This window comes from Kribbella sp. NPDC000426, assembly GCF_040300265.1.
Lineage (GTDB): Bacteria > Actinomycetota > Actinomycetes > Propionibacteriales > Kribbellaceae > Kribbella.
In genome coordinates this window covers 59,944-78,542 of the sequence record NZ_JBEPDK010000004.1, presented here as the reverse complement: position 1 = coordinate 78,542, position 18,599 = coordinate 59,944, and the positions used below count along the sequence as shown (strand labels likewise).

Genomic DNA, 18,599 nt, shown 5'->3' with positions numbered 1-18,599 from the left:
TTGTGGCGCAGCTGCGAACTGGAGATTCTTTGCGAAAGATCATTCACAGGAGGCCCTTTATGACAACCAGCGCCATATCGGTTGACACCGGCCCCAGCGCAGAAGAGTTGGCTGCTTTCGAGCAGGAAAGGCCGGCGCGAAGGCTGAGCCCGGCCCTGGACCGCGCTATCTCGGTGTGCTGCGCATTGATCAGTGTCGGCGTTCTGGTGCAGGTATTCTTTCCGATTCCCGCGGGGACGCAGTTCTACCTCATGCTGTTTCTTGCGGCGGTGTTGCCGGGTGCACTGCTGTGTTACCGCGGTTGGCGGGTGCCGGCGTTCCTCAACCCGTTCCGCGGAGATCGACGCAGCGACGACCCGCCGGTGACGGACTGGATCCTGGCATCGGTCGCGCTGGTGGTCTCGTTGTATCCGTTGCTGGACTTCGACGCGTTCCTCGAGCGGCGGCAGGCTCCTACGCAGCTCGATCTGCTGGCGGGGTCGTTGCTGCTGGTGCTGGCATTGGAGGCCTGCCGGCGTACGACGGGCTGGGTGCTGCCGGTAGTGAGCCTGTTGTTCATCGCATACGCCTATTACGGCGGCTATTTGCCGTACACCTGGTCGTTGGCGCACCAGGGTTTCGACTTCTCGGCGATCGTGGCGCAGTTGTTCATGGGTACGGCGGGCTTTTACGGAACGCCCTTGGGCGTGGCGGCGAGCTACATCGTCTTGTTCACGATCTATGGCGCCGTACTGGACGCCTCAGGTGCGGGAAAGTTCTTCATCGACGTGTCGTTCGCGGCATTCAAACGCAGCCGCACGGCACCCGGGCGGACCGTCACCCTGGCGGGCTTCCTGCTCGGCACAGTGTCGGGTTCCGGTACGGCGACGGCAGTGTCGCTGGGCACGGTCGCCTGGCCGATCCTGCGCCGCGCGGGATATCCGTCGGAGCCGGCGGGCGGCATGCTGGCAGCGGCCGGTATCGGGGCGATCCTGTCTCCGCCCACGCTCGGCGCGGCGGCGTTCATCATCGCCGAGTACCTCCAGGTGAGCTATCTCGTGGTGCTCGGCTACGCGACGATCCCGACCGTCCTGTACTACCTCGGCATCTTGCTGGCGATCGAGATGGACGCCCGGCGACACGGCACCGAAGCGGCCGAGCCCTCGACCCGGTCGGCGCGCACGCTGCTGCTCCGGTTCGGATACCACTTCGTGTCGCTGTTCCTGATCATCGGCTTCATGGCGATGGACATTCCGCCGTTCAAGGCCGTCGTCTACGCGACGTTGCTGCAGATCGGGTTGTCGTTCCTCGACCGTGAGCACCGGTTGACGCCACGCCGGCTCGGTACGGCGCTCGCGCAGGGCACCCGTTCGGTGCTACCCGTGGTGGCGACCTGTGCCGTCGCCGGCATCATCGTTGCCGTCGTCACCCAGACCGGTCTCGGTCTGAACCTGGCCGAGATCATCGTGTCCGCGGCATCCGCGATCTCCGAGAACCACACCGTGGTCCTGATCATGACCGTCACGCTGTCGGCGTTCGCGGTCATGGTGCTCGGGTTGGCGGTGCCCGTCACCGCATCGTTCATCATCGCAGCTGTCGTGATCGCGCCGGCCCTGTTCCAGCTCGGCGTCGCACCGGCCGAGGCGTACATGTTCATCTTCTACTACGCCGTCTTGTCGGAGGTCTCGCCGCCCACCGCTCTGGCGGCCGTCGCGACAGCGGCGATCACCGGCGGCCGGGCGATCCCGACGATGTGGCAGGCATGGAAGTACACGCTGCCGGCGTTCCTGGTCCCCTTCGCGTTCGTGCTGACGCCGAACGGGGCCAACCTGCTGGGTCTCGAGGGTCTGGGTGGTGCGGCGTGGACGCTGGTGGTCTCGGCGCTCGCCGTCGCCGCGCTGGCGGTGGTCACCGGCGGATGGATCGTCGTCCAGACCGGCTGGCTCGAGCGTCTCGTCTGTTTACCTGCCGCGTTGTTGCTGCTCTATCTCGCACCCGCCACCATCGGCGTCGGCCTGGGGCTGCTCGGGATCGCCGTCGTCATCAACCTCGCACGGCGTCAACGCCTGCGGAACACCACGGAAGGGCCACTACCCACATGAGACTCCGTTCTTTGTCCACTCTGGTGGTCGCACTCGCGTTGACGGTCTCGATGGCCGCCTGCGGCGGGCAACGCAAGGCCGAGAAGGGTGACGGCGCGGGAGGTGGTCGCCTCACCATCGCCACCGGTAACACCACCGGCGTGTACTACCAGCTCGGCGGTGCCCTGGCCGCACTGATCTCGGACAACCTCGAGGGATACCGCGCCACCGCCAGCGAGACCGGCGCCTCCGTGCAGAACATCCAAGGACTGACCGCCGGGAACTACGACATCGCCTTCTCCCTGGCCGACACCGCCGCCGACGCGGTCGAGGGCAAGGACAGCTTCTCGGCACCGCAGGAGGTCGTGGCGCTGACTCGCCTGTACTCGAACTACACCCAGGTCGTCGTACGGGCGGCGTCCGGAATCACGAAGATGTCCGACCTGAAGGGGAAGCGAGTCTCCACCGGCTCGCCGAACTCGGGGACCGAGGTCATCGCGCGGCGCCTGCTCGCCGCCGCCGGCGTCGACCCGGTGAAGGACGTCACCGCCCAGCGGCTCGGCCTGCCCGAGTCGGTGGACGCGATGAAGAGCGGACAGATCGACGCGCTGGTCTGGTCCGGCGGCCTGCCCACCAGCGGCATCACCGACCTCACCACGTCGATGGGCGCCAAGGTGCGGTTCATCCCTCTCGACGACGTGCTGCCCGCCCTGCAGAAGGAGCACGGCACGGTGTACGCCCCGGGCGTGATCCCGGCCGCGGCGTACAAGCAGCCGGCCGACATCCAGACGATCATCGTGCCGAACCTGCTGCTGGTGCGTAAGGACATGTCCGACGACCTGGCCGGGAAACTCACCAACCTGCTCCTCCAGAACAAGGAAGCCCTCGTGCAGGTCAATCCCGCGGCCAAAGGGATCGACCTCAAGAACGCCGCGATGACCGACCCGGTGCCGTTGCACCCGGCCGCGAAGAAGGCCATCGACGCACTCGATTGACGAGCCGTCAGAAGAGACCGCCCAACGCTCTTTGCACCAGAATCAGGTGAGGCCCGTATGTCAACCGCGATTTCGTCCTGTTCGATCGACTCGTGGACGACGGACGACGTCAGACCACCGGAACGTGTCGAGTACTGGATGAGCGTCATCAGCGCGGCAACCCGCTACCGGGTGGATCCGACCTGTTCGCCAGGGACCTTCCGGGGCCGGTTGCTTCGCATCGGCACGGTCGCCTACACGCTCGGCCGGGCGTCGGCCGACTGCGCGCAGGGACATCGGACCGCCGCCATGGCGTCCGAGGATCCGCACGACGTCCGCACGCTGATGGTGACGATCCGCGGTGAATTGCTGATCCGCCACGATGATCAGGAGTTTCGCGTCGGCCCGGGCGGGGCGTTCCTGGCGTCGTCGAATTCGCCCTTCGAAGCGAAAATCGACCACGCCGACATCGCGCTGCTGACGATTCCCGGGACGGAGATGGACAACCGTCTCCGTCCCGGGGCGCGCCGGTCGGCACCCCGGATTCTCGACACCAACCGCGGCCTGGGCCGGGTCCTCGTGGGCATGCTGGGTGAACTGTTCGCTCAGCGGGCCCACTTGTCGGCAGCCGAATTCGACGCGATCTGCGATCGGCTGGTTGATCTGCTGTGCATGCTCGCCGTCGGTGACGACCGACCGGACGCCGAGGGCGGCCTGGGCGAGGTCGAAGCGATGGTCAGACGCTACGTCCGGGAGCACGCCTCCGATCCGGGGCTGACCGGAGCCACGGTGGCACGTGCCCTGGGCTGGTCGCTGCGACAGGTTCAGTTGGCCATGCAGCAGGCCGGTACGACGCCTCGGGACCTGATCCGGGAAGAACGACTCGCGCTCGTACACGAACGCCTGCGCAGCCCTGTTCACATCGTCATCGGCGAACTCGCCGACAGCTGCGGCTTCTCCTCCAACAGCGCACTGAGCGCCGCGTTCCGCCAGCGCTACGGCATGAGCCCCCGCGAATTCAGAGCGCAGTATCTGCTGGACGCATACGTGCCCGGCCGTGGCGTGCTGAGGGCGGGCACGGCCGGGCGAGTGTGTCAGCGGACGGGGTGATAGGTGTGGAGAGCGAGGTCCTCGCCGACTGGTCGGGTGTTGATCAGGCGTAGATCCGTGGCGTTCCTGGTCTCGGTGAAGAGTCGCTCGCCGGTGCCGACTACGACCGGGTAGGTCATCAGCCGCAGCTCGTCCACCAGGTTGTGTTCCCACAGCGTGTGCACGAGTCGGCCGCTGCCGTACAGGACGATCTCGCCATCGATCTGTTCCTTCAGCTTCGCGACCTCCTCCGGTACGTCGCCCTTCAGGATCGTCACGTTGCCCCAGTCCGGACCCTCGAGGGCTGACGACGACACGACGTACTTCGGCAGACTCCGCAGTCTGTCGGTCCACGTGCCAGTACGCGACGTCGCCCAGCCGCGCGCCAGGAACCATTCGTAACTGCGGCGCCCCATCAGCAGAGCCTCGGCTCCCAGAGCCTCGTTCAGCTCGACTTCGGCCCATAGCCCGCGGGTCTGCTCCCCGATCCGTGCAAACCAGTTGCCGCGCCCGAGGCCGTCCTCGCCGGTCGGGTCCTGGATCACTCCGTCGATCGAGATGTTCTCGCTGACGACCAGCTTTCCCATGGCAGTGCTCCTTCTGTCAGTGTTGTCGACTACCACTGGGACTGACGCCACGACGTACGCAAAGGAGGCGCTCCTCGACCGCCCCTTTCGGCCGTCCGCCGACGTCTACACAGGCGAGAGAGAGGTGGAGTTGATGGGAGCTGACCTGATCAGCCGAGCGCGGGCCGGAGACGGCGAGGCGTTCCGGGCGCTGTCCGAGCCGCACCGCCGAGAGTTGCAGGTGCACTGCTACCGCATGCTCGGATCGTTCCAGGATGCCGAGGACGCGCTCCAGGACACGATGCTGTCCGCCTGGCGCGGCCTCGGAGGGTACGACGGCCGCGCGTCGATCCGCACCTGGCTGTATCGGATCGCCACGAACAGATGCCTCAGCACGCTGCGGTCGGCCAAGCGCCGCCCGGCCAAGGCCTGGGACATCCCCGGTGTCGAACCGCCCGAACCCACTCGGCTCGGCGAAGTCGTCTGGCTCGAACCGTTCCCCGACGTACTCCTCGACGACGCGATCCACGTACCGCTCGGACCCGAGGCCCGCTACGAACAGACCGAATCGATCTCACTCGCCTTCGTCACCGCGCTGCAGCTCCTGCCGCCCCGCCAGATCGCCGTACTGATCCTGCGCGACGTCCTCGGCTTCCATGCGAACGAGGTCGCCGAAATGCTCGACACCACCGTCGAATCGGTCAAGAGCGCCCTCAAACGAGCACGCGCCGGCCTGCAGAGCCGACGAACCGCCGATCACGAACCTCCTCCGGCCGCGGACTCACCCGCCGAGAACACCATCGTCACGAACTTCGTCCAGGCTTGGGAGGCCGCTGACATCGACGCCCTCGTCGCGCTCCTCACCGACGACGTCTTCATGTCCATGCCGCCACTCCCCTTCGAGTACCAAGGCCGCGACGTCGTCCGCCGGTTCTGCGCCACCCTCTTCGGCGCCGGCCGCAGATTCGACCTGGTCCCCACCCGCGCCAACGGCCAACCGGCCTTCGGCGCCTACCTCCAAGGCCCGAACGGCACCCGCCACGGAACCGGCCTCTACGTCCTCACCCTCAACCGCGACCACATCACCGCGATGACCCGCTTCGAGAACAACACCCTCCAACCCTTCGGCCTCCCCCGCTCTCTCCCGGCCCGATAACGCGCGGCTCCGGGCGCGGCAAATAGGACTGGCGATCATCCGGTTGTCTGACTAAAGTCAGATAATATGACGGAACCAGCGGAGGCGGTCTCCACACTCGACCAGGCAGAACGGCTGTTGCGACTCGGCGCGGTCCGGATCGAGCCAACCGACGCAACGTCCCCGGACGCATGCACCTGCCTCACCAACTACGCCGACGAACTGCGCGGCCGGTTCCCCGAGGGCTTCGCCGACGAAGACCTGATTTCGCCCGCAGACACAGTCCTGTTCCTGGTCGCCCGCGAATCCGGGACACCCGTCGGCTGCGCTGCCCTCAGCCAACTCGACGACGACACCTGCGAACTACGTCACCTGTGGGTGCACTCCAGCGCGCGGAGCATCGGACTGGGCCGTCGCCTCCTCACTGAGGTAGAGCGGCACGCCGCTGACCAAGGCTTCGGCCGGCTGCGACTCGGCACACACAAGGTGCTGACCGAGGCAGACAACCTCTACCGGTCAGCCGGCTACCACGAAACCAAGTCGTACGGCGGAGCCACACACACGCACCGCTGGTTCACGAAACAGCTCGGCCGGTAACACCAAGCGCCCTACCTGTTCACCCACGGGTGGGTGCCCATTCTTGCCAAATCGGGGGTTTGGTGGCGAGAACGGGCAATTCGTTTACATCGGTCCTCGACGCTGATCAGATTCGGTCACCCCTGATCACCGAGAGGACACCATGCGCTCTTCCGCCCGTCGGCTGCTCGTGCCGGGCGCCGCGTTTCTCCTGGTCGTCGGTCTTGCCACACCGACGACGGCCGGCGCCGAACCTCCCCCACCACTCCCCTCCGCCGGCGGCGCCGCGGCCGGGGAGACACCTCTCAACCTCACGCTCATCACCGGCGACAAGGTCACGGTCGCGCCCGGTCAAGGCCGCGCCGTGTCGGTGCAGGCCGTCGAACGCGCGCCACGGTCGACCGGACCGGTGCGGGTCAGCGTCGAGAACGGCGACACGTACGTATACCCCGGCGCCGCCCTGCCGTACCTGGCGACCGGGCAGCTCGACAAGCAGCTGTTCAACGTCAGCGAGCTCGTGGCCCAGGGGTACGACGACGCCCGGAGCAAGGAGCTCCCGCTGGTCGTCACCGGCTCGTCCAGCGTGTCCGTCAAGTCCGCGCGCCGCTCGGCGCTACCGGGCACGACCACCACACTCGACCTGCCGTCGGTCGACGGCTCGGCCGTCAAAGCCGAGAAGGCGGAAGCGGGCGCGCTCTGGTCCACGCTGACTGCGCAGAGCGGTCTGCGGGCGAAGGCAAGCGTCGCCGCGGCGCCCTCGTTCGCGGCGGGGATCGGCAAGGTCTGGCTCGACAGCAAGGCGCGGACGATGCTCGCGGACACCACCGCACAGATCGGCGCGCCCGCGGCGTGGGCGACCGGCGTGACCGGCAAGGGCGTGCGGGTCGCGGTACTGGACTCCGGTGCAGACCTCGAGCACCCGGACCTGGCACCGCGGATCGTGGCGACCAAGAGCTTCGTGGCCGGTGAGGACGTCGTCGACCGCAACGGTCACGGCACGCACACCGCATCGACCGTCGCCGGTACCGGCGCGGCCTCGGACGGCAAGGAGCGTGGCGTCGCGCCGGATGCCGACCTGATCGTGGGCAAGGTGCTCGGCAACAGCGGCTCCGGCCCGATCTCCGGCATCATCGCCGGGATGGAGTGGGCGACGCGGACCGAGCACGCCAAAGTCATCAACATGAGCCTCGGCACGGCGGCCTGGCACACCCAGGACGATCCGCTGAGTCAAGCCGTGAACGAGCTGAGCGCCGAGACCGGTGCCCTGTTCGTGATCGCCGCGGGCAACTCGGGCAGCAGTCCGTACAGCGTCAGCTCGCCGGGTACGGCGGACGCCGCCCTGACCGTCGGCGCGGTGGACGGTTCGGACCAGTTGGCCGACTTCTCCAGCGTCGGTCCGCGGTTGATGGACGACGGCCTCAAGCCCGACCTGACCGCACCCGGCGTCGACGTACTGGCCGCGCGGTCGCAGTACACGAACGACGGCGGCGAGGGCTACTACCGGACCGACAGCGGTACGTCGATGGCGGCTCCGCACGTTGCCGGCGCAGCCGTCCTGCTCGCTGCGCAGCACCCGGACTGGACCGGGCAGCAGATCAAGGACGCGCTGATGAGCACCAGCAAGCTGACGCCCGCGTACACGCCGTACCAGGCAGGCACCGGACGCGTCGACGTCGCGGCCGCCTCGCTGCACGGACAGGTCATCGCCAGCGGATCGGTCGACGCCGGGCTCGTCCCGTGGTCGACGAAGCCGACCCGGACGCCGGTGACGCGCCAGATCAGCTACCGCAACATCACGGACAAGCCCCTCACGCTGCAGCTGTCCACCGACCACGCCGGGGTCTTCCGTCTCGCCGCGACCCAGGTGACAGTGCCCGCGATGGGCACCGCCGCGGTCGGTTTCACGGCGGACCCGAACGGATTGGCTCCTGGCCAGTACGCCGCCCAGGTCATCGCGACTTCCTCGACCGGCACCGTGCACACGGCCGTTGGCATGTCCGTCGAGCCCAAGAAGTACAACCTGACCGTCCACTTGAAGGACCAGACCGGCAAGCCGGTCAGCGGCGAGGTCGAGGTCACCGGTGCGGACGGCAAGTCCACGATGCTGTGGGCAACCGACGGCGAGCTCACCAGCCGGTGGGCGCCCGGCTCGTACACGATCGTCTCGACCCTGGACGTGCCCGGCAGCAACGGCCCGCACTCGCTCGGCCTGGCCTTCCTGACCGCGCCCGAGGTCGACCTGACCGCGGACCGGGACGTCGTCCTGGACGCGTCGCGGAGCCGTCCGATCAAGGTCGACACACCCAAGCCGACGACCGTCACCACGAGCAGGTTCGACCTGTTCCGGTCCTTCACCTCGGCGCAGCCGACGCCCGACGACAGGTCGGCGCTGCACGAGATCTTCATGCCGCCGCCGGACTACGACAGCTTCTGGGCGCTGCCGACGAAGAACAAGGTCCGCACCGGCAGCTTCGTGCTGACCACACGGTTCCGGGCCGAACAGACGCCGCTGACGATCAGCTACGACGGCCGCAGCCTCGACGACTCGCTGCTTGTTCAGCCCGGCTCCCCCGCGTTCCGCGCCGGCATGACGCGTGTCACGGCCGTCTTCGCCGGCACCGGCACACCCGCCGAGTACGCCGGTCTGGCCGCACGCGGCAAGGCGGTCGTCGTCCGCAACAGCATCGACGTACCGCCAGCTGACCGGGCCGCCGCTGCCCAAGCCGCCGGCGCGGCCATGCTGCTCGTGGTCAACGACGGCATCGGCCGCTACAACGACTGGTACGGCGGAGCCGACGGTCAAACCCTCGGCCCGATCCCGACGGCGTCGCTCACCCTCGACGACGGCGAGGCCCTGATCAAGAAGCTCAGCACGCGCCGGACCGAGCTGACGGTCACGGCCAACCCGGTGCCGTCGTACCTTTACGACCTGGTCGACTACCACCAGGGCAAGGTCCCGGACGACCCGTCCGCGGCGACGGACCCCGGCAGCCTCGCCAGGATCGACAACGACTTCGCTCCCCCGAACGGGCAGCAGGTCCTGGAGAGCCGCGAGGACAGCCCGGCGTACGAGTACTTTCCGGCCTCCTTCCCGTACGCCGTCTACGGATCGATCCGGGTACCGCGGTTCCCGGCGAAGCCCGCGGTCGGGCACCGGACGGACTGGGTGTCGGCGGGCGTGAAGTGGCAGCAGTACGCCGCGATCAACGGCTGGGCGACGTTCACGGACATCACGAGCTACCAGCCGCGCAGCGTGCAGAGCCAGCGGTGGTTCGGGCCGATCGTGCGGCCGCGGATGCTCGAGTTCGAGCTCCCGCACCGGGTCGGCAACGCGATGGGCGGCATGATCGCCGGGTTCGGCGACGGCGGTTCCGCACACAGCGGCGACTCGATGATGACGCGCAGCTTCGCGCTGTACCAGGGCGACGAGAAGCTGGTCGGGAACGGCCCGCGGCCGGACTTCGGCGTGGGCGACCTGGCGCCGGAGAAGCGCCCGTACCGGTTGGTGGCCGACACCGTCGGGAACGCCGAGCTGACGCCGTACTCGACGAGCACGCACACCGAGTGGACCTTCACGTCCGGGGAGGCGGAGAACCAGGCTTTGCCGCTGGCACAGCTCGACTACGGCGTGGATGTCGACGCGTCAGGGCGCGCCAAGCGGAACTCGGTCTTCGCGATCAAGCCGGTGGTGCTGGGCAGCAGTGCCCGGCAGGACGCGGTGGTCTCGGTCGGGCTGGAGGTCTCGTACGACGACGACGCGACCTGGCAACGCCTGCAACTGAAGCAGACCAACGGCAACTGGGAAACCCGCCTGCAGGCACCACCGCGAGCCGGCCAGGTGTCGGTGCGCGTCACAGCCAAGCAACGCAACGGCGGCGGCATCACCCAGACAATCATCCGAGCCTTCGGCCTCAGATGACGCGCGCGGGCGGCCGGTAAACGCCGGTCGCCCGCACTTCCGCCTCAGAAGTCACTGGTTCTTGAGGAATCTGGAGGGGTCGCCGGCAGCGCTGGCGGATGAGGCCAGCCAGGCCTGCAGGCCCTCCGGGTCGCGGCGGCCGAGTTCGTCCAGGCAGTGCTGGCGTTCCAGCACGATGCGGAGCCGCTGGCGGTCTGTCTTCGCCTGCCGCAGCGCGTCGTAGCTGTCTCGCCATTCGCGGCAAAGGTCCGCGGTACTGCGTTCCGGGACGTTCGCGCGCACGGTCGCCGTACCGAGGTGAAGTTGCCCTCGGCACCAATCGACGACCGGTGGCGACCCGGCAGCTATCAGCACGGTCAGCCACAGCACGCTCGAGCCGAGAACGACCGTCAGCCCCGGAACCAAGGTGATCACGCCGGTGGCTGCAGCCGCGGTGATGACGACCTGCGACTGTCGCCAACGGCCCCGATCATCGTCGCTCCCGACGTAGAAGGTGGCAGCTAGCACCCCGGCCGCCAGCGCCAGCAGGAACGCCAGTCCCAGGATCTCGACCGGCAGCGCGAGCCCGGCGGCGACCATGACGAACACAGCGAGCACACCGCAGAACGCCCGCCAGACAGCGCGATAGACCGCCAACCGCGGACCCGCCGCCCCCTTACCATCAACAGACTTGCCGCCTGCCCCCATCACCGAGCGTCACTCGCCTCGTGACGCGCGCTGGTCCAGCGCGTCCACCAACTCCTCGCTCCGCCACGACTCGAAGCGCACCGAGCGAGCCAACCGATCCAGATAGGCCGAAGACATGCTCATCAGACCCCCAAAGCAGCACAGGCGCCGGGTCCAGGGCAGCCTCGTTCGGCCACTGACGCTACCACTCGGTAGCACCCTGCAACAGGTGTCACTCACAGCCGCATAGCAGGGGCTTTCGGCTGGGCGGAGTGGGACTGATGACCCTGCCCGTCGGCTCTGGCGGCGTCTGAGGGTGGCGGTATGAGTTGGTCGATGGATCCGTACATGTTCGGGGCAGCGCGGTTCTTCTGGTCCTGGACCGAGGCCCGGCCGTCGCGGCCGCGGCCGGCCACGCGCCGCGGCTGGTTCGGCCGTCGGCGTACTCAGGAAGAGCCGGCACCGGAGGTGGATGCCGAATGGCCCGGCCTGTGGTTGCTGGCGCCGGTGGACGAGGACGAGGTCATCGCGTTCGGGCGCGAGCTCGAGGCAGCCGGGGACGTCGTCGGCGCCCTGCTCACCGAGCGCTGATCAGTCGCTCGCAGTACGAAATGTCACGCCAGGGCGAGGAAGAGTTTTTCCATCTTGGCGGTGTCGATGTCGCTGTTCTCGTCGGTCAGGCAGTGTTGCAGGCCGGTGCTGACGATTGCGAAGCCGGCGCGCGACAGTGCCTTGTTCACGGCGGCGAGCTGGGTCAGGACCGCCTCGCAGTCCGCGCCCTCCTCCATCATCCGGATCACGCTGCCGAGATGCCCATGGGCACGCTTCATCCGGGTGACGATCGGCTTGATCTCGTCCGGTTCGAAATCCATCGAAACTCCTCCGTCGGGTCGACGACACACCACTTGACCGGCGCGGTCGACACAGAATCTGTATCCCCCTGGGGGGATGTGCTACGGTCGATCTTAACCCCCCAGGGGGATATTCGGGAACCGGGAACGATCCGGCGGCCCCGTTCACCAGTGAGGACACCATGACCAGCCTGACCATCCGTACCCTCGAGACACCCTCACTCGGGGACCGCAGCTACCTCGTCCACGACGGCGACGTGGCGTTCGTGATCGACCCGCAGCGCGACATCGACCGCGTCCTGAATCTGCTCCGGGACGAGGGCGTCCGGCTGACCCACGTGTTCGAGACCCACATCCACAACGACTACGTCACCGGCGGCCTCGCACTGGCCCGCGCCACCGCTGCGGCGTACCTGATCAACGCCGACGACGAGGTCTCGTTCGACCGGACGCCGCTCCACGACGGCGACACCGTCCGGATCGGTGAACGCATGCAGGTACGGGCGATCCGCACCCCCGGCCACACGTTCACCCACCTCTCGTACGCCCTCACCGACAGCGGCCGGCCGATCGCGGTCTTCACCGGCGGATCACTGCTGTACGGCGCGACCGGGCGACCCGATCTGCTCGGGCCGGACCACACCGAGGCCCTCGTGCATCACCAGCACCACTCCGCCCGCAAACTCGCCCGCGACCTGCCCGACGAGACCGCCGTCTACCCCACCCACGGATTCGGCTCGTTCTGCTCGGCGACCCAGTCCGACGTGACCGAGTCGACGATCGGCGCCGAGAAGCGGCACAACCCGGTGCTCACCCAGGACGAGGCCGACTACGTACGTGACCTGCTCGACGGCCTCGGCGCCTGGCCCGCGTACTACGCACACATGGCTCCGGCCAACTCCGCTGGACCGGAAGCGCCGGACCTGTCACTGCCCGAGCCGGCCGATGCCGCCGAGTTGCGCCGGCGGATCGAGGCGGGCGAATGGGTCGTCGACCTCCGCACCCGCGCCGCGTTCGCGGCCGGCCACGCTCCCGGGACGCTCAACTTCGGGCTGGACGGCTCGTTCTCGACGTACCTCGGTTGGCTGATCACCTGGGGTACGCCGGTGACGCTGCTCGGGGAGACCGCTGCGGACGTGGCACAGGCCCAGCGCGAACTGGTGCGGATCGGCATCGACCGCCCGGCCGCGCACGCGACCGGCCGACCCGAGGACTGGAGCAAGGGCGACCTCGTCTCCTTCCCGACCGCGACGTTCGCCGACCTCGCTCAGGTCCGCCACCATCGCGACGTGGTGGTGCTCGACGTCCGCCGTACCGAGGAGCACCGGGACGCCCGGATCGTGGGCGCGGTCAACATTCCCGTCCACGAGCTGCCCCGACGACTCGGCGAGGTACCGCCCGGCGAACTCTGGATCCACTGCGCGGCCGGCTACCGCGCATCCATCGCCGCCTCGTTCCTGCACGCCGACGGCCGTCAACTCGTCGCCGTCGACGACCAGTTCGAGAACGCCGCCAAGACCGACCTCCAACTGCTCGGCCCGAAAGCCTGATCCCCCGAACTCCACCAACGAAGGAGAATTACATGTGTCGACCTGTTACCTGTAAGACCTGTTCCAAGACCACGTGGGCCGGCTGTGGTCAGCACGTGGCGCAGGTCAAGGCGATGGTTCCGACCGAGCTGTGGTGCCCCGGGCACCCGAAGAGTGAGCGTGCGAGCGGTGGCAGCTGGCTCGGCCGGTTGCTGAACCGCTGACGGCCCGTCCGCCCACACTCGGGACCTTCGGCTCTACGCGGGTGGGGAGGGCGGGCGCAGAGTCGGGGCATGAGAGGCGTGCCTGAGTCGATTCTCGCCTTCAGCGGCTACGATCCGGCCGACGAGCGCCGGCGTGAGGCGCTGTGCGCGACCGGCAACGGGTACTTCGCCACGCGTGGGGCCTGGGCGGGCTCGGTGGCCGGTGATCGGCACTACCCGGGGACGTACCTGGCCGGCTACTACAACCGGCTCGCCGACAGGATCGGCGACGCGAGCGCCGAGAACGAGAGCCTGGTCAATCTTCCGGACTGGCTGCCGGTGACCTTCGCCGTCGACGACGGCGTCTGGTGGACCCCGGACACCAGCGAGGTCGTCGAGTACGACGTCGAGCTCAACACGCTGCGCGGCGTACTGACCCGCAGATTCCTTCTCCGCGACCCCGCCGGCCGGGAGATCCGCGGTGTCGAACGCCGTCTCGTCAGCATGGCCGACGCCCATCTCGCCGCTCAAACTCTTGCTGTCACGGCGGTGAACTGGGACGGCCGGCTCCGCCTCGGAACCGCGGTCCATGGTGACGTCACCAACTCAGGTGTCGAGCGCTACCGTAAGCTCGCCGGCCGCCACCTCACCGACGTCACACCGTTGGTTGCCAACGGCAATCTCCTGGTGACCGCGACCACGAGTCAATCCCACCACCGCGTCTCGGTCGGCACCCGTACGATTGCCTCACACAACGACTCCCGGCTCTCGGGCTGGCTCACGAACACCGACACCGCATCGGCGTACGCCGAGCTCACGGTCGACGTGACAGCAGGCGACGTCGTCACGATCGAGAAGATCGCAGCCGTCCACGGCTCGCGCGACGTCGGCATCTCCGAGCCGCAGCTCGCGACGATGCTTGCCCTGGACAACGCGCCCCCGTTCGGCGAGGTGCTGGAAGCCCACGTGCTGGCCTGGTCGCAGCTCTGGCGCCGGTTCGACGTCGACCTGGAGGAGACGTACGACGGGACCCCCACGGCGCTCCGGCTCAACATCTTCCACCTCCTGCAGTCCGTCTCCCCGCACAGCGCCGACACGGATGCCGGCGTACCGGCCCGCGGGCTGCACGGCGAGGCCTACCGCGGGCACGTCTTCTGGGACGAGCTGTTCGTCTTCCCGGTGCTGACACTCCGGCTCCCCGAACTGACCCGCGCTCTGCTGCGCTACCGGTGCCGGCGTCTGCCCGCCGCCCGGCAGGCGGCCCGCCGACTCGGCTGCCGCGGCGCGATGTACCCGTGGCAGTCGGGCAGCGACGGCCGCGAGGAGAGCGCGCGGATCCACCTCAACCCGTTGTCCGGACACTGGACCGAGGACGCGACGTACCGCCAGCGGCATGTCGGCCTCGCCGTGGCCTACACGATGTGGCAGTACGTCGAAGTCACCGGCGATCTGGACTTCCTGGCCGACAACGGCGCCGAGGTGATCGTCGAGGTTGCCCGGTTCTTCGCCGATCTCGCCGAGTACGACGCCGGCCGCGACCGCTACGTGATCAAGGACGTGGTCGGGCCGGACGAGTTCCACACCCGCATCGACAACAACGCCTACACGAACGTACTGGCGGTCTGGCTGTTCGGTATCGCCGCCCGCGCGCTGGAGCGGCTGCCCGCCTGGCGGCGTACCGAGCTCGTCGAGTCGCTCGGGCTCCGGCAGGAGGAGCAGAACCACTGGGAGGAGCTCACCCGCCGGATGTACGTCCCGTTCCACGACGGCGTCATCAGCCAGTTCGAAGGGTACGAGCGCCTCGCCGAACTCGACTGGCCGGAGTACCGCAAGCGGTACGGCGACATCCGCCGGCTGGACCGGATCCTCGAGGCGGAGGGCCGCGACGTGGCGTCGTACCAGGTCTCCAAACAGGCCGACGTGCTGATGCTGCTCTACCTGCTCCCCCGCCGCGACCTGTACACGTTGATGGAACGGCTCGGCTACCCGCTGACCGCCGGCATCCTCCGGAAGACCGTCGAGTACTACCTCGCGCGGACCTGCCACGGCTCGTCGCTCAGCGCGGTCGTCCACGCCTGGGGCCTGGCGACTCTCGATCCCGACCGCGCACTGGCGTTCCTCGAGCAGGCACTGCACAGCGACGCCGGCGACAAGCAGCGCAACGAAACGACCGCCGAAGGCATCCATCTCGCGGCGATGGCCGGCAGCGCCGACGTGGTCCAGCGGTGCTTCACCGGCCTGACGACGACGAACGACGTCCTGCGGTTCGGTCCGCACTGGCCCGCCAAGCTGGGCAGGTTGCGGATGGCCCTGCGGTACCGCGGCCATCGACTGCTCGCGGACATCTCGGACGCGACCGTTACCGTCACGGTCGACCCTGCTCCCGGACCAGCCATCGAAGTCCGCTGCCACGGACGCTCCCGGCAACTGCAGCCGGGCGACAGCCACACCTGGACGACCCTGACCTGAGCAACTGCCCTTTCAGTCCGCGCGCGACGACGTCAACTCGGCCACCACCGAGTCGACCAGACCGGGCAGCGCGGCGGCGACCGCGGCCGACAGGTCGGTGCCGAAGGCAACGTCCGCGGCCTCGACCGCGTACACCACGAGCTGCTTCGGCAACCGGTCCAATGCCTGCCCGAGCCGCAGCGCGTCCGGAATGCCGAGGCTGTGCGACCCCGCGGTGTGCGGATGCGATTCGAGCAGCGCATCGTGATCAGCCTGTCCGTGCAGCGGTACGTCGGTGCGGTAGACCGCGCCGGGCGTCGACGGCTCGCACAGTACGGCGTCGACAACGATCGCCAGCGGTACGCCGTCCCAGTCGTCGATCAGCCTCGTGGGTTCACCGTCGGAGACGAAAAGCTCCACGCCGGGCAGCCACCGGTCCTCGAGCTCCACGACCAGGGCCGGTCCGATGCCGTCGTCGCGGCGGTACTCGTTGCCGACGCCGATCACCACGGCCCCGGTCACTGGCGGTCCACGGTGAGCTCGAGGAAATGCGTCGAACAGGAGATGCACGGGTCGTAGTTCCGGATCGTCTGCTCGCACAGAGCGGTCAAGCGGTCGTCCCCCAGATCCAGGTTGGCAGCGACCACCTGCCGGAGGTCCTCCTCGATCGCTGCCTGGTTCTGCGCGGTTGGCGGCACGATCACCGCTCCCCGGACCAGTCCGTCGGCTCCGATCTCGTACCGGTGGTACAGCAGCCCCCGCGGAGCCTCGCTGACACCGCGCCCGGTCCCGTCCCGCGCAGGTACGTCGATGTGCGCCGGCTGCGGCGGCTCGTACGACTCGATCAACCGCAGTGCCTCCTCGACGGCGTACACGGTCTCGACCGCGCGCACCACGATGCTCCGGAACGGGTTACGGCACTCGTTCCCGAGCCCGGCCGCCGCCGCGAGGCCGAGGGCCAGCGGTGAGAGCTGATCGTGGTTGAGGGTGTAGCGGGCCAGCGGTCCGGTCAGGTACCGGCGACCGTCGAGCCGGGCGTGCAACGCGGTCGAGTGCGGCACGTGTTCCTCGACGACATGGTTGTCAAAGGCATCGACCTCGAAGGCGGGACCGGCGCTGCGGCGCAGCGTCGCACCGCCTTCGATCGGGTAGCGCGCCGGGTCGTGGACGGCGAGCAGCTCGTGGTCCAGCTCCAGATCGGGGAAGTCGAAGCCGGCCACCCAGTGCGCCGTCGCGATCGCGGCATCGAGCGCCGGACGCAGCTGCTCGGCGAGACGGTCGAGCTGGGCCCGGCCCGGCGCCGAGTAGAAGCCGCCGATGCGGACGTTGATCGGGTGGATCGCCCGGCCGCCGACCAGCTCCAGGATCGCGTTGCCGGCCTTCTTCAGCATCAGCCCGCGCTCGACGATCGCCCGGTGGTCCCTCGCCAGGGTGATCGCGTCCGGGTAGCCGAGGAAGTCCGGTGCGTGCAGCAGGTAGATGTGCAGCGCATGGCTCGAGATCCACTCCCCGCAGTACAGCAGCCGGCGCAGCTCTCGGATCGGGCCGTCGACGCGCACCCCGCAGGCGTCCTCGATCGCGTTGCAGGCGCTCGTCTGGTAGGCGACCGGACAGATACCGCAGATCCGGGCGGTGATGTCCGGCGGCTCGGTGTAGCTCCGGCCGCGCAACAGCGCCTCGAAGAAGCGCGGCGGCTCGTAGATCTGCAGGTCCGCACGCTCGACCTCGCCGTCCCGGACGGTCACGTGCAGCGCGCCCTCCCCCTCGACCCTGGCGAGCGAACTGACTTTCAGCTGGCGTGCACGGTGGCTCATGACGACCAGCCCTTGGACGCCGCGTTGAAGGTGAGGAACACCCTGTCGACCTCGTCCTCGGTCATCCCGGCTTCCCGCAGCCGCGGGATCAGCGCTTTCACGTTGGGCTTGGTCATCGGGCCGAAGCAGCCGAAGCATCCCCGCCGGTACGCCGGGCACAGCGCACCGCACCCGGCGTGCGTGACCGGACCGAGGCACGGCGTACCGTCGGCGACCATCACGCAGGTGAGGCCGCGGCGCTTGCACTCGGTGCACACCGACGTGTCCGGCAGGTCCGGTTTCCGGCCGGCCAGGAACGCGGTCAGCACCTCGAGCAGCTGCCGCCGGTCGATCGGGCAGCCGCGCAGTTCGAAGTCGACGGTGACGTGGTCGGCGATCGCCGTCGACGTGGCCAGCGTCTGGATGTACTCCGGCCGCGCGTACACCACCGACGCGAACTCCGCCACGTCACCGAAGTTCCGCAGCGCCTGGATGCCGCCGGCCGTCGCACACGCGCCGATCGCCACCAGGACCCGGGACTGCGAACGGATCTGCCGGATCCGCTCCGCGTCGGCCGGGGTCGTGATCGAGCCCTCGACCAGTGTCACGTCGTACGGACCGGGCAGGACCGCGCTGGAAGCCTCCAGGAAGTGAGCGATCCGGACCTGCCCGGCCAGCGCGAGTAGCTCGTCCTCGCAGTCCAGCACGGTGAGCTGGCAACCGTCACACGAGGCGAGCTTGAAGACCGCAAGCGTCGGAGTGTCCATCCTTGCGAGCACACCAACTCCCG

16 protein-coding genes are annotated in these 18,599 nt (G+C 68.5%); 10 read left to right on the top strand and 6 right to left on the bottom strand.

Going from position 1 to position 18,599, the window contains the following annotated elements; translation table 11 throughout:
• Positions 1 to 59 precede the first annotated feature (59 nt).
• The 3 genes from ABT313_RS19580 to ABT313_RS19570 are packed head-to-tail and all read left to right on the top strand — an operon-like array spanning position 60 to position 4,144.
• Positions 60 to 2,081 (top strand): TRAP transporter permease, encoded by a 2,022-nt coding sequence (locus ABT313_RS19580; RefSeq protein WP_350855390.1) that lies wholly within the window; start codon positions 60 to 62, stop codon positions 2,079 to 2,081.
• A gap of 11 nt (positions 2,082 to 2,092) precedes the next feature.
• Positions 2,093 to 3,055 (top strand): TAXI family TRAP transporter solute-binding subunit, encoded by a 963-nt coding sequence (locus ABT313_RS19575; RefSeq protein ID WP_350855387.1) that lies wholly within the window; start codon positions 2,093 to 2,095, stop codon positions 3,053 to 3,055.
• A 57-nt stretch (positions 3,056 to 3,112) separates the two neighbouring features.
• Positions 3,113 to 4,144: an AraC family transcriptional regulator gene (locus ABT313_RS19570; RefSeq protein ID WP_350855384.1), complete on the top strand. Its 1,032-nt coding sequence runs from the start codon at positions 3,113 to 3,115 to the stop codon at positions 4,142 to 4,144.
• Here the strand turns inward: ABT313_RS19570 and ABT313_RS19565 are convergent.
• A complete protein-coding gene (locus ABT313_RS19565) occupies positions 4,129 to 4,710 on the bottom strand; it encodes a dihydrofolate reductase family protein (RefSeq protein ID WP_350855381.1) in 582 nt (193 codons plus the stop codon). The two genes, ABT313_RS19570 and ABT313_RS19565, sit on opposite strands and share 16 nt — an antisense overlap.
• A 133-nt stretch (positions 4,711 to 4,843) precedes the next feature.
• Between ABT313_RS19565 and ABT313_RS19560 the strand changes: the two genes are divergently transcribed.
• From ABT313_RS19560 to ABT313_RS19550, 3 genes are all read left to right on the top strand, one after another.
• Positions 4,844 to 5,845: a sigma-70 family RNA polymerase sigma factor gene (locus ABT313_RS19560; protein ID WP_350855379.1), complete on the top strand. Its 1,002-nt coding sequence runs from the start codon at positions 4,844 to 4,846 to the stop codon at positions 5,843 to 5,845.
• A 66-nt stretch (positions 5,846 to 5,911) separates the two neighbouring features.
• Complete coding sequence (locus ABT313_RS19555; RefSeq protein WP_350855376.1) at positions 5,912 to 6,421, top strand: GNAT family N-acetyltransferase; 510 nt, start codon at positions 5,912 to 5,914, stop codon at positions 6,419 to 6,421.
• 142 nt (positions 6,422 to 6,563) lie between these two features.
• The gene (locus ABT313_RS19550) at positions 6,564 to 10,319 is read left to right on the top strand and encodes a S8 family serine peptidase (protein WP_350855373.1); all 3,756 of its coding nucleotides are present in this window, start codon (positions 6,564 to 6,566) and stop codon (positions 10,317 to 10,319) included.
• Positions 10,320 to 10,370: 51 nt separating this feature from the next.
• Here ABT313_RS19550 and ABT313_RS19545 read toward each other — a convergent pair whose 3' ends face one another.
• Positions 10,371 to 10,955, bottom strand: coding sequence for a hypothetical protein (locus ABT313_RS19545; protein ID WP_350855370.1), 585 nt, complete (start codon positions 10,953 to 10,955; stop codon positions 10,371 to 10,373).
• Between the two features lie 354 nt (positions 10,956 to 11,309).
• On the opposite strand from ABT313_RS19545, the gene ABT313_RS19540 reads away from it, so the two are divergent.
• Complete coding sequence (locus ABT313_RS19540; protein WP_350855368.1) at positions 11,310 to 11,576, top strand: hypothetical protein; 267 nt, start codon at positions 11,310 to 11,312, stop codon at positions 11,574 to 11,576.
• A gap of 23 nt (positions 11,577 to 11,599) precedes the next feature.
• On the opposite strand, the gene ABT313_RS19535 is transcribed toward ABT313_RS19540, so the two are convergent.
• Positions 11,600 to 11,857 carry a metal-sensitive transcriptional regulator gene (locus tag ABT313_RS19535; RefSeq protein WP_350855365.1) on the bottom strand — a complete coding sequence of 86 codons (258 nt, stop codon included), beginning with the start codon at positions 11,855 to 11,857 and terminating at the stop codon, positions 11,600 to 11,602.
• 161 nt (positions 11,858 to 12,018) lie between these two features.
• Between ABT313_RS19535 and ABT313_RS19530 the strand changes: the two genes are divergently transcribed.
• The 3 genes from ABT313_RS19530 to ABT313_RS19520 all read left to right on the top strand — a co-directional run bounded on the left by ABT313_RS19530 (position 12,019) and on the right by ABT313_RS19520 (position 16,037).
• Complete coding sequence (locus tag ABT313_RS19530) at positions 12,019 to 13,386, top strand: MBL fold metallo-hydrolase (RefSeq protein WP_350855363.1); 1,368 nt, start codon at positions 12,019 to 12,021, stop codon at positions 13,384 to 13,386.
• 32 nt (positions 13,387 to 13,418) lie between these two features.
• Positions 13,419 to 13,589, top strand: a complete 171-nt coding sequence (locus tag ABT313_RS19525) for a DUF8730 family Cys-rich protein (RefSeq protein WP_350855360.1) — start codon at positions 13,419 to 13,421, stop codon at positions 13,587 to 13,589.
• Positions 13,590 to 13,658: 69 nt separating this feature from the next.
• The gene (locus ABT313_RS19520) at positions 13,659 to 16,037 is read left to right on the top strand and encodes a glycoside hydrolase family 65 protein (protein WP_350855357.1); all 2,379 of its coding nucleotides are present in this window, start codon (positions 13,659 to 13,661) and stop codon (positions 16,035 to 16,037) included.
• 12 nt (positions 16,038 to 16,049) lie between these two features.
• Here ABT313_RS19520 and ABT313_RS19515 read toward each other — a convergent pair whose 3' ends face one another.
• The 3 genes from ABT313_RS19515 to ABT313_RS19505 are packed head-to-tail and all read right to left on the bottom strand — an operon-like array spanning position 16,050 to position 18,576.
• Positions 16,050 to 16,538 carry a hydrogenase maturation protease gene (locus ABT313_RS19515; RefSeq protein WP_350855354.1) on the bottom strand — a complete coding sequence of 163 codons (489 nt, stop codon included), beginning with the start codon at positions 16,536 to 16,538 and terminating at the stop codon, positions 16,050 to 16,052.
• Complete coding sequence (locus ABT313_RS19510) at positions 16,535 to 17,830, bottom strand: Ni/Fe hydrogenase subunit alpha (protein WP_350855350.1); 1,296 nt, start codon at positions 17,828 to 17,830, stop codon at positions 16,535 to 16,537. The genes ABT313_RS19515 and ABT313_RS19510 overlap by 4 nt, the downstream gene beginning before the upstream one ends.
• Positions 17,827 to 18,576: an NADH-quinone oxidoreductase subunit B family protein gene (locus ABT313_RS19505; RefSeq protein ID WP_350855347.1), complete on the bottom strand. Its 750-nt coding sequence runs from the start codon at positions 18,574 to 18,576 to the stop codon at positions 17,827 to 17,829. The genes ABT313_RS19510 and ABT313_RS19505 overlap by 4 nt, the downstream gene beginning before the upstream one ends.
• Between the last annotated feature and the right edge of the window lie 23 nt (positions 18,577 to 18,599).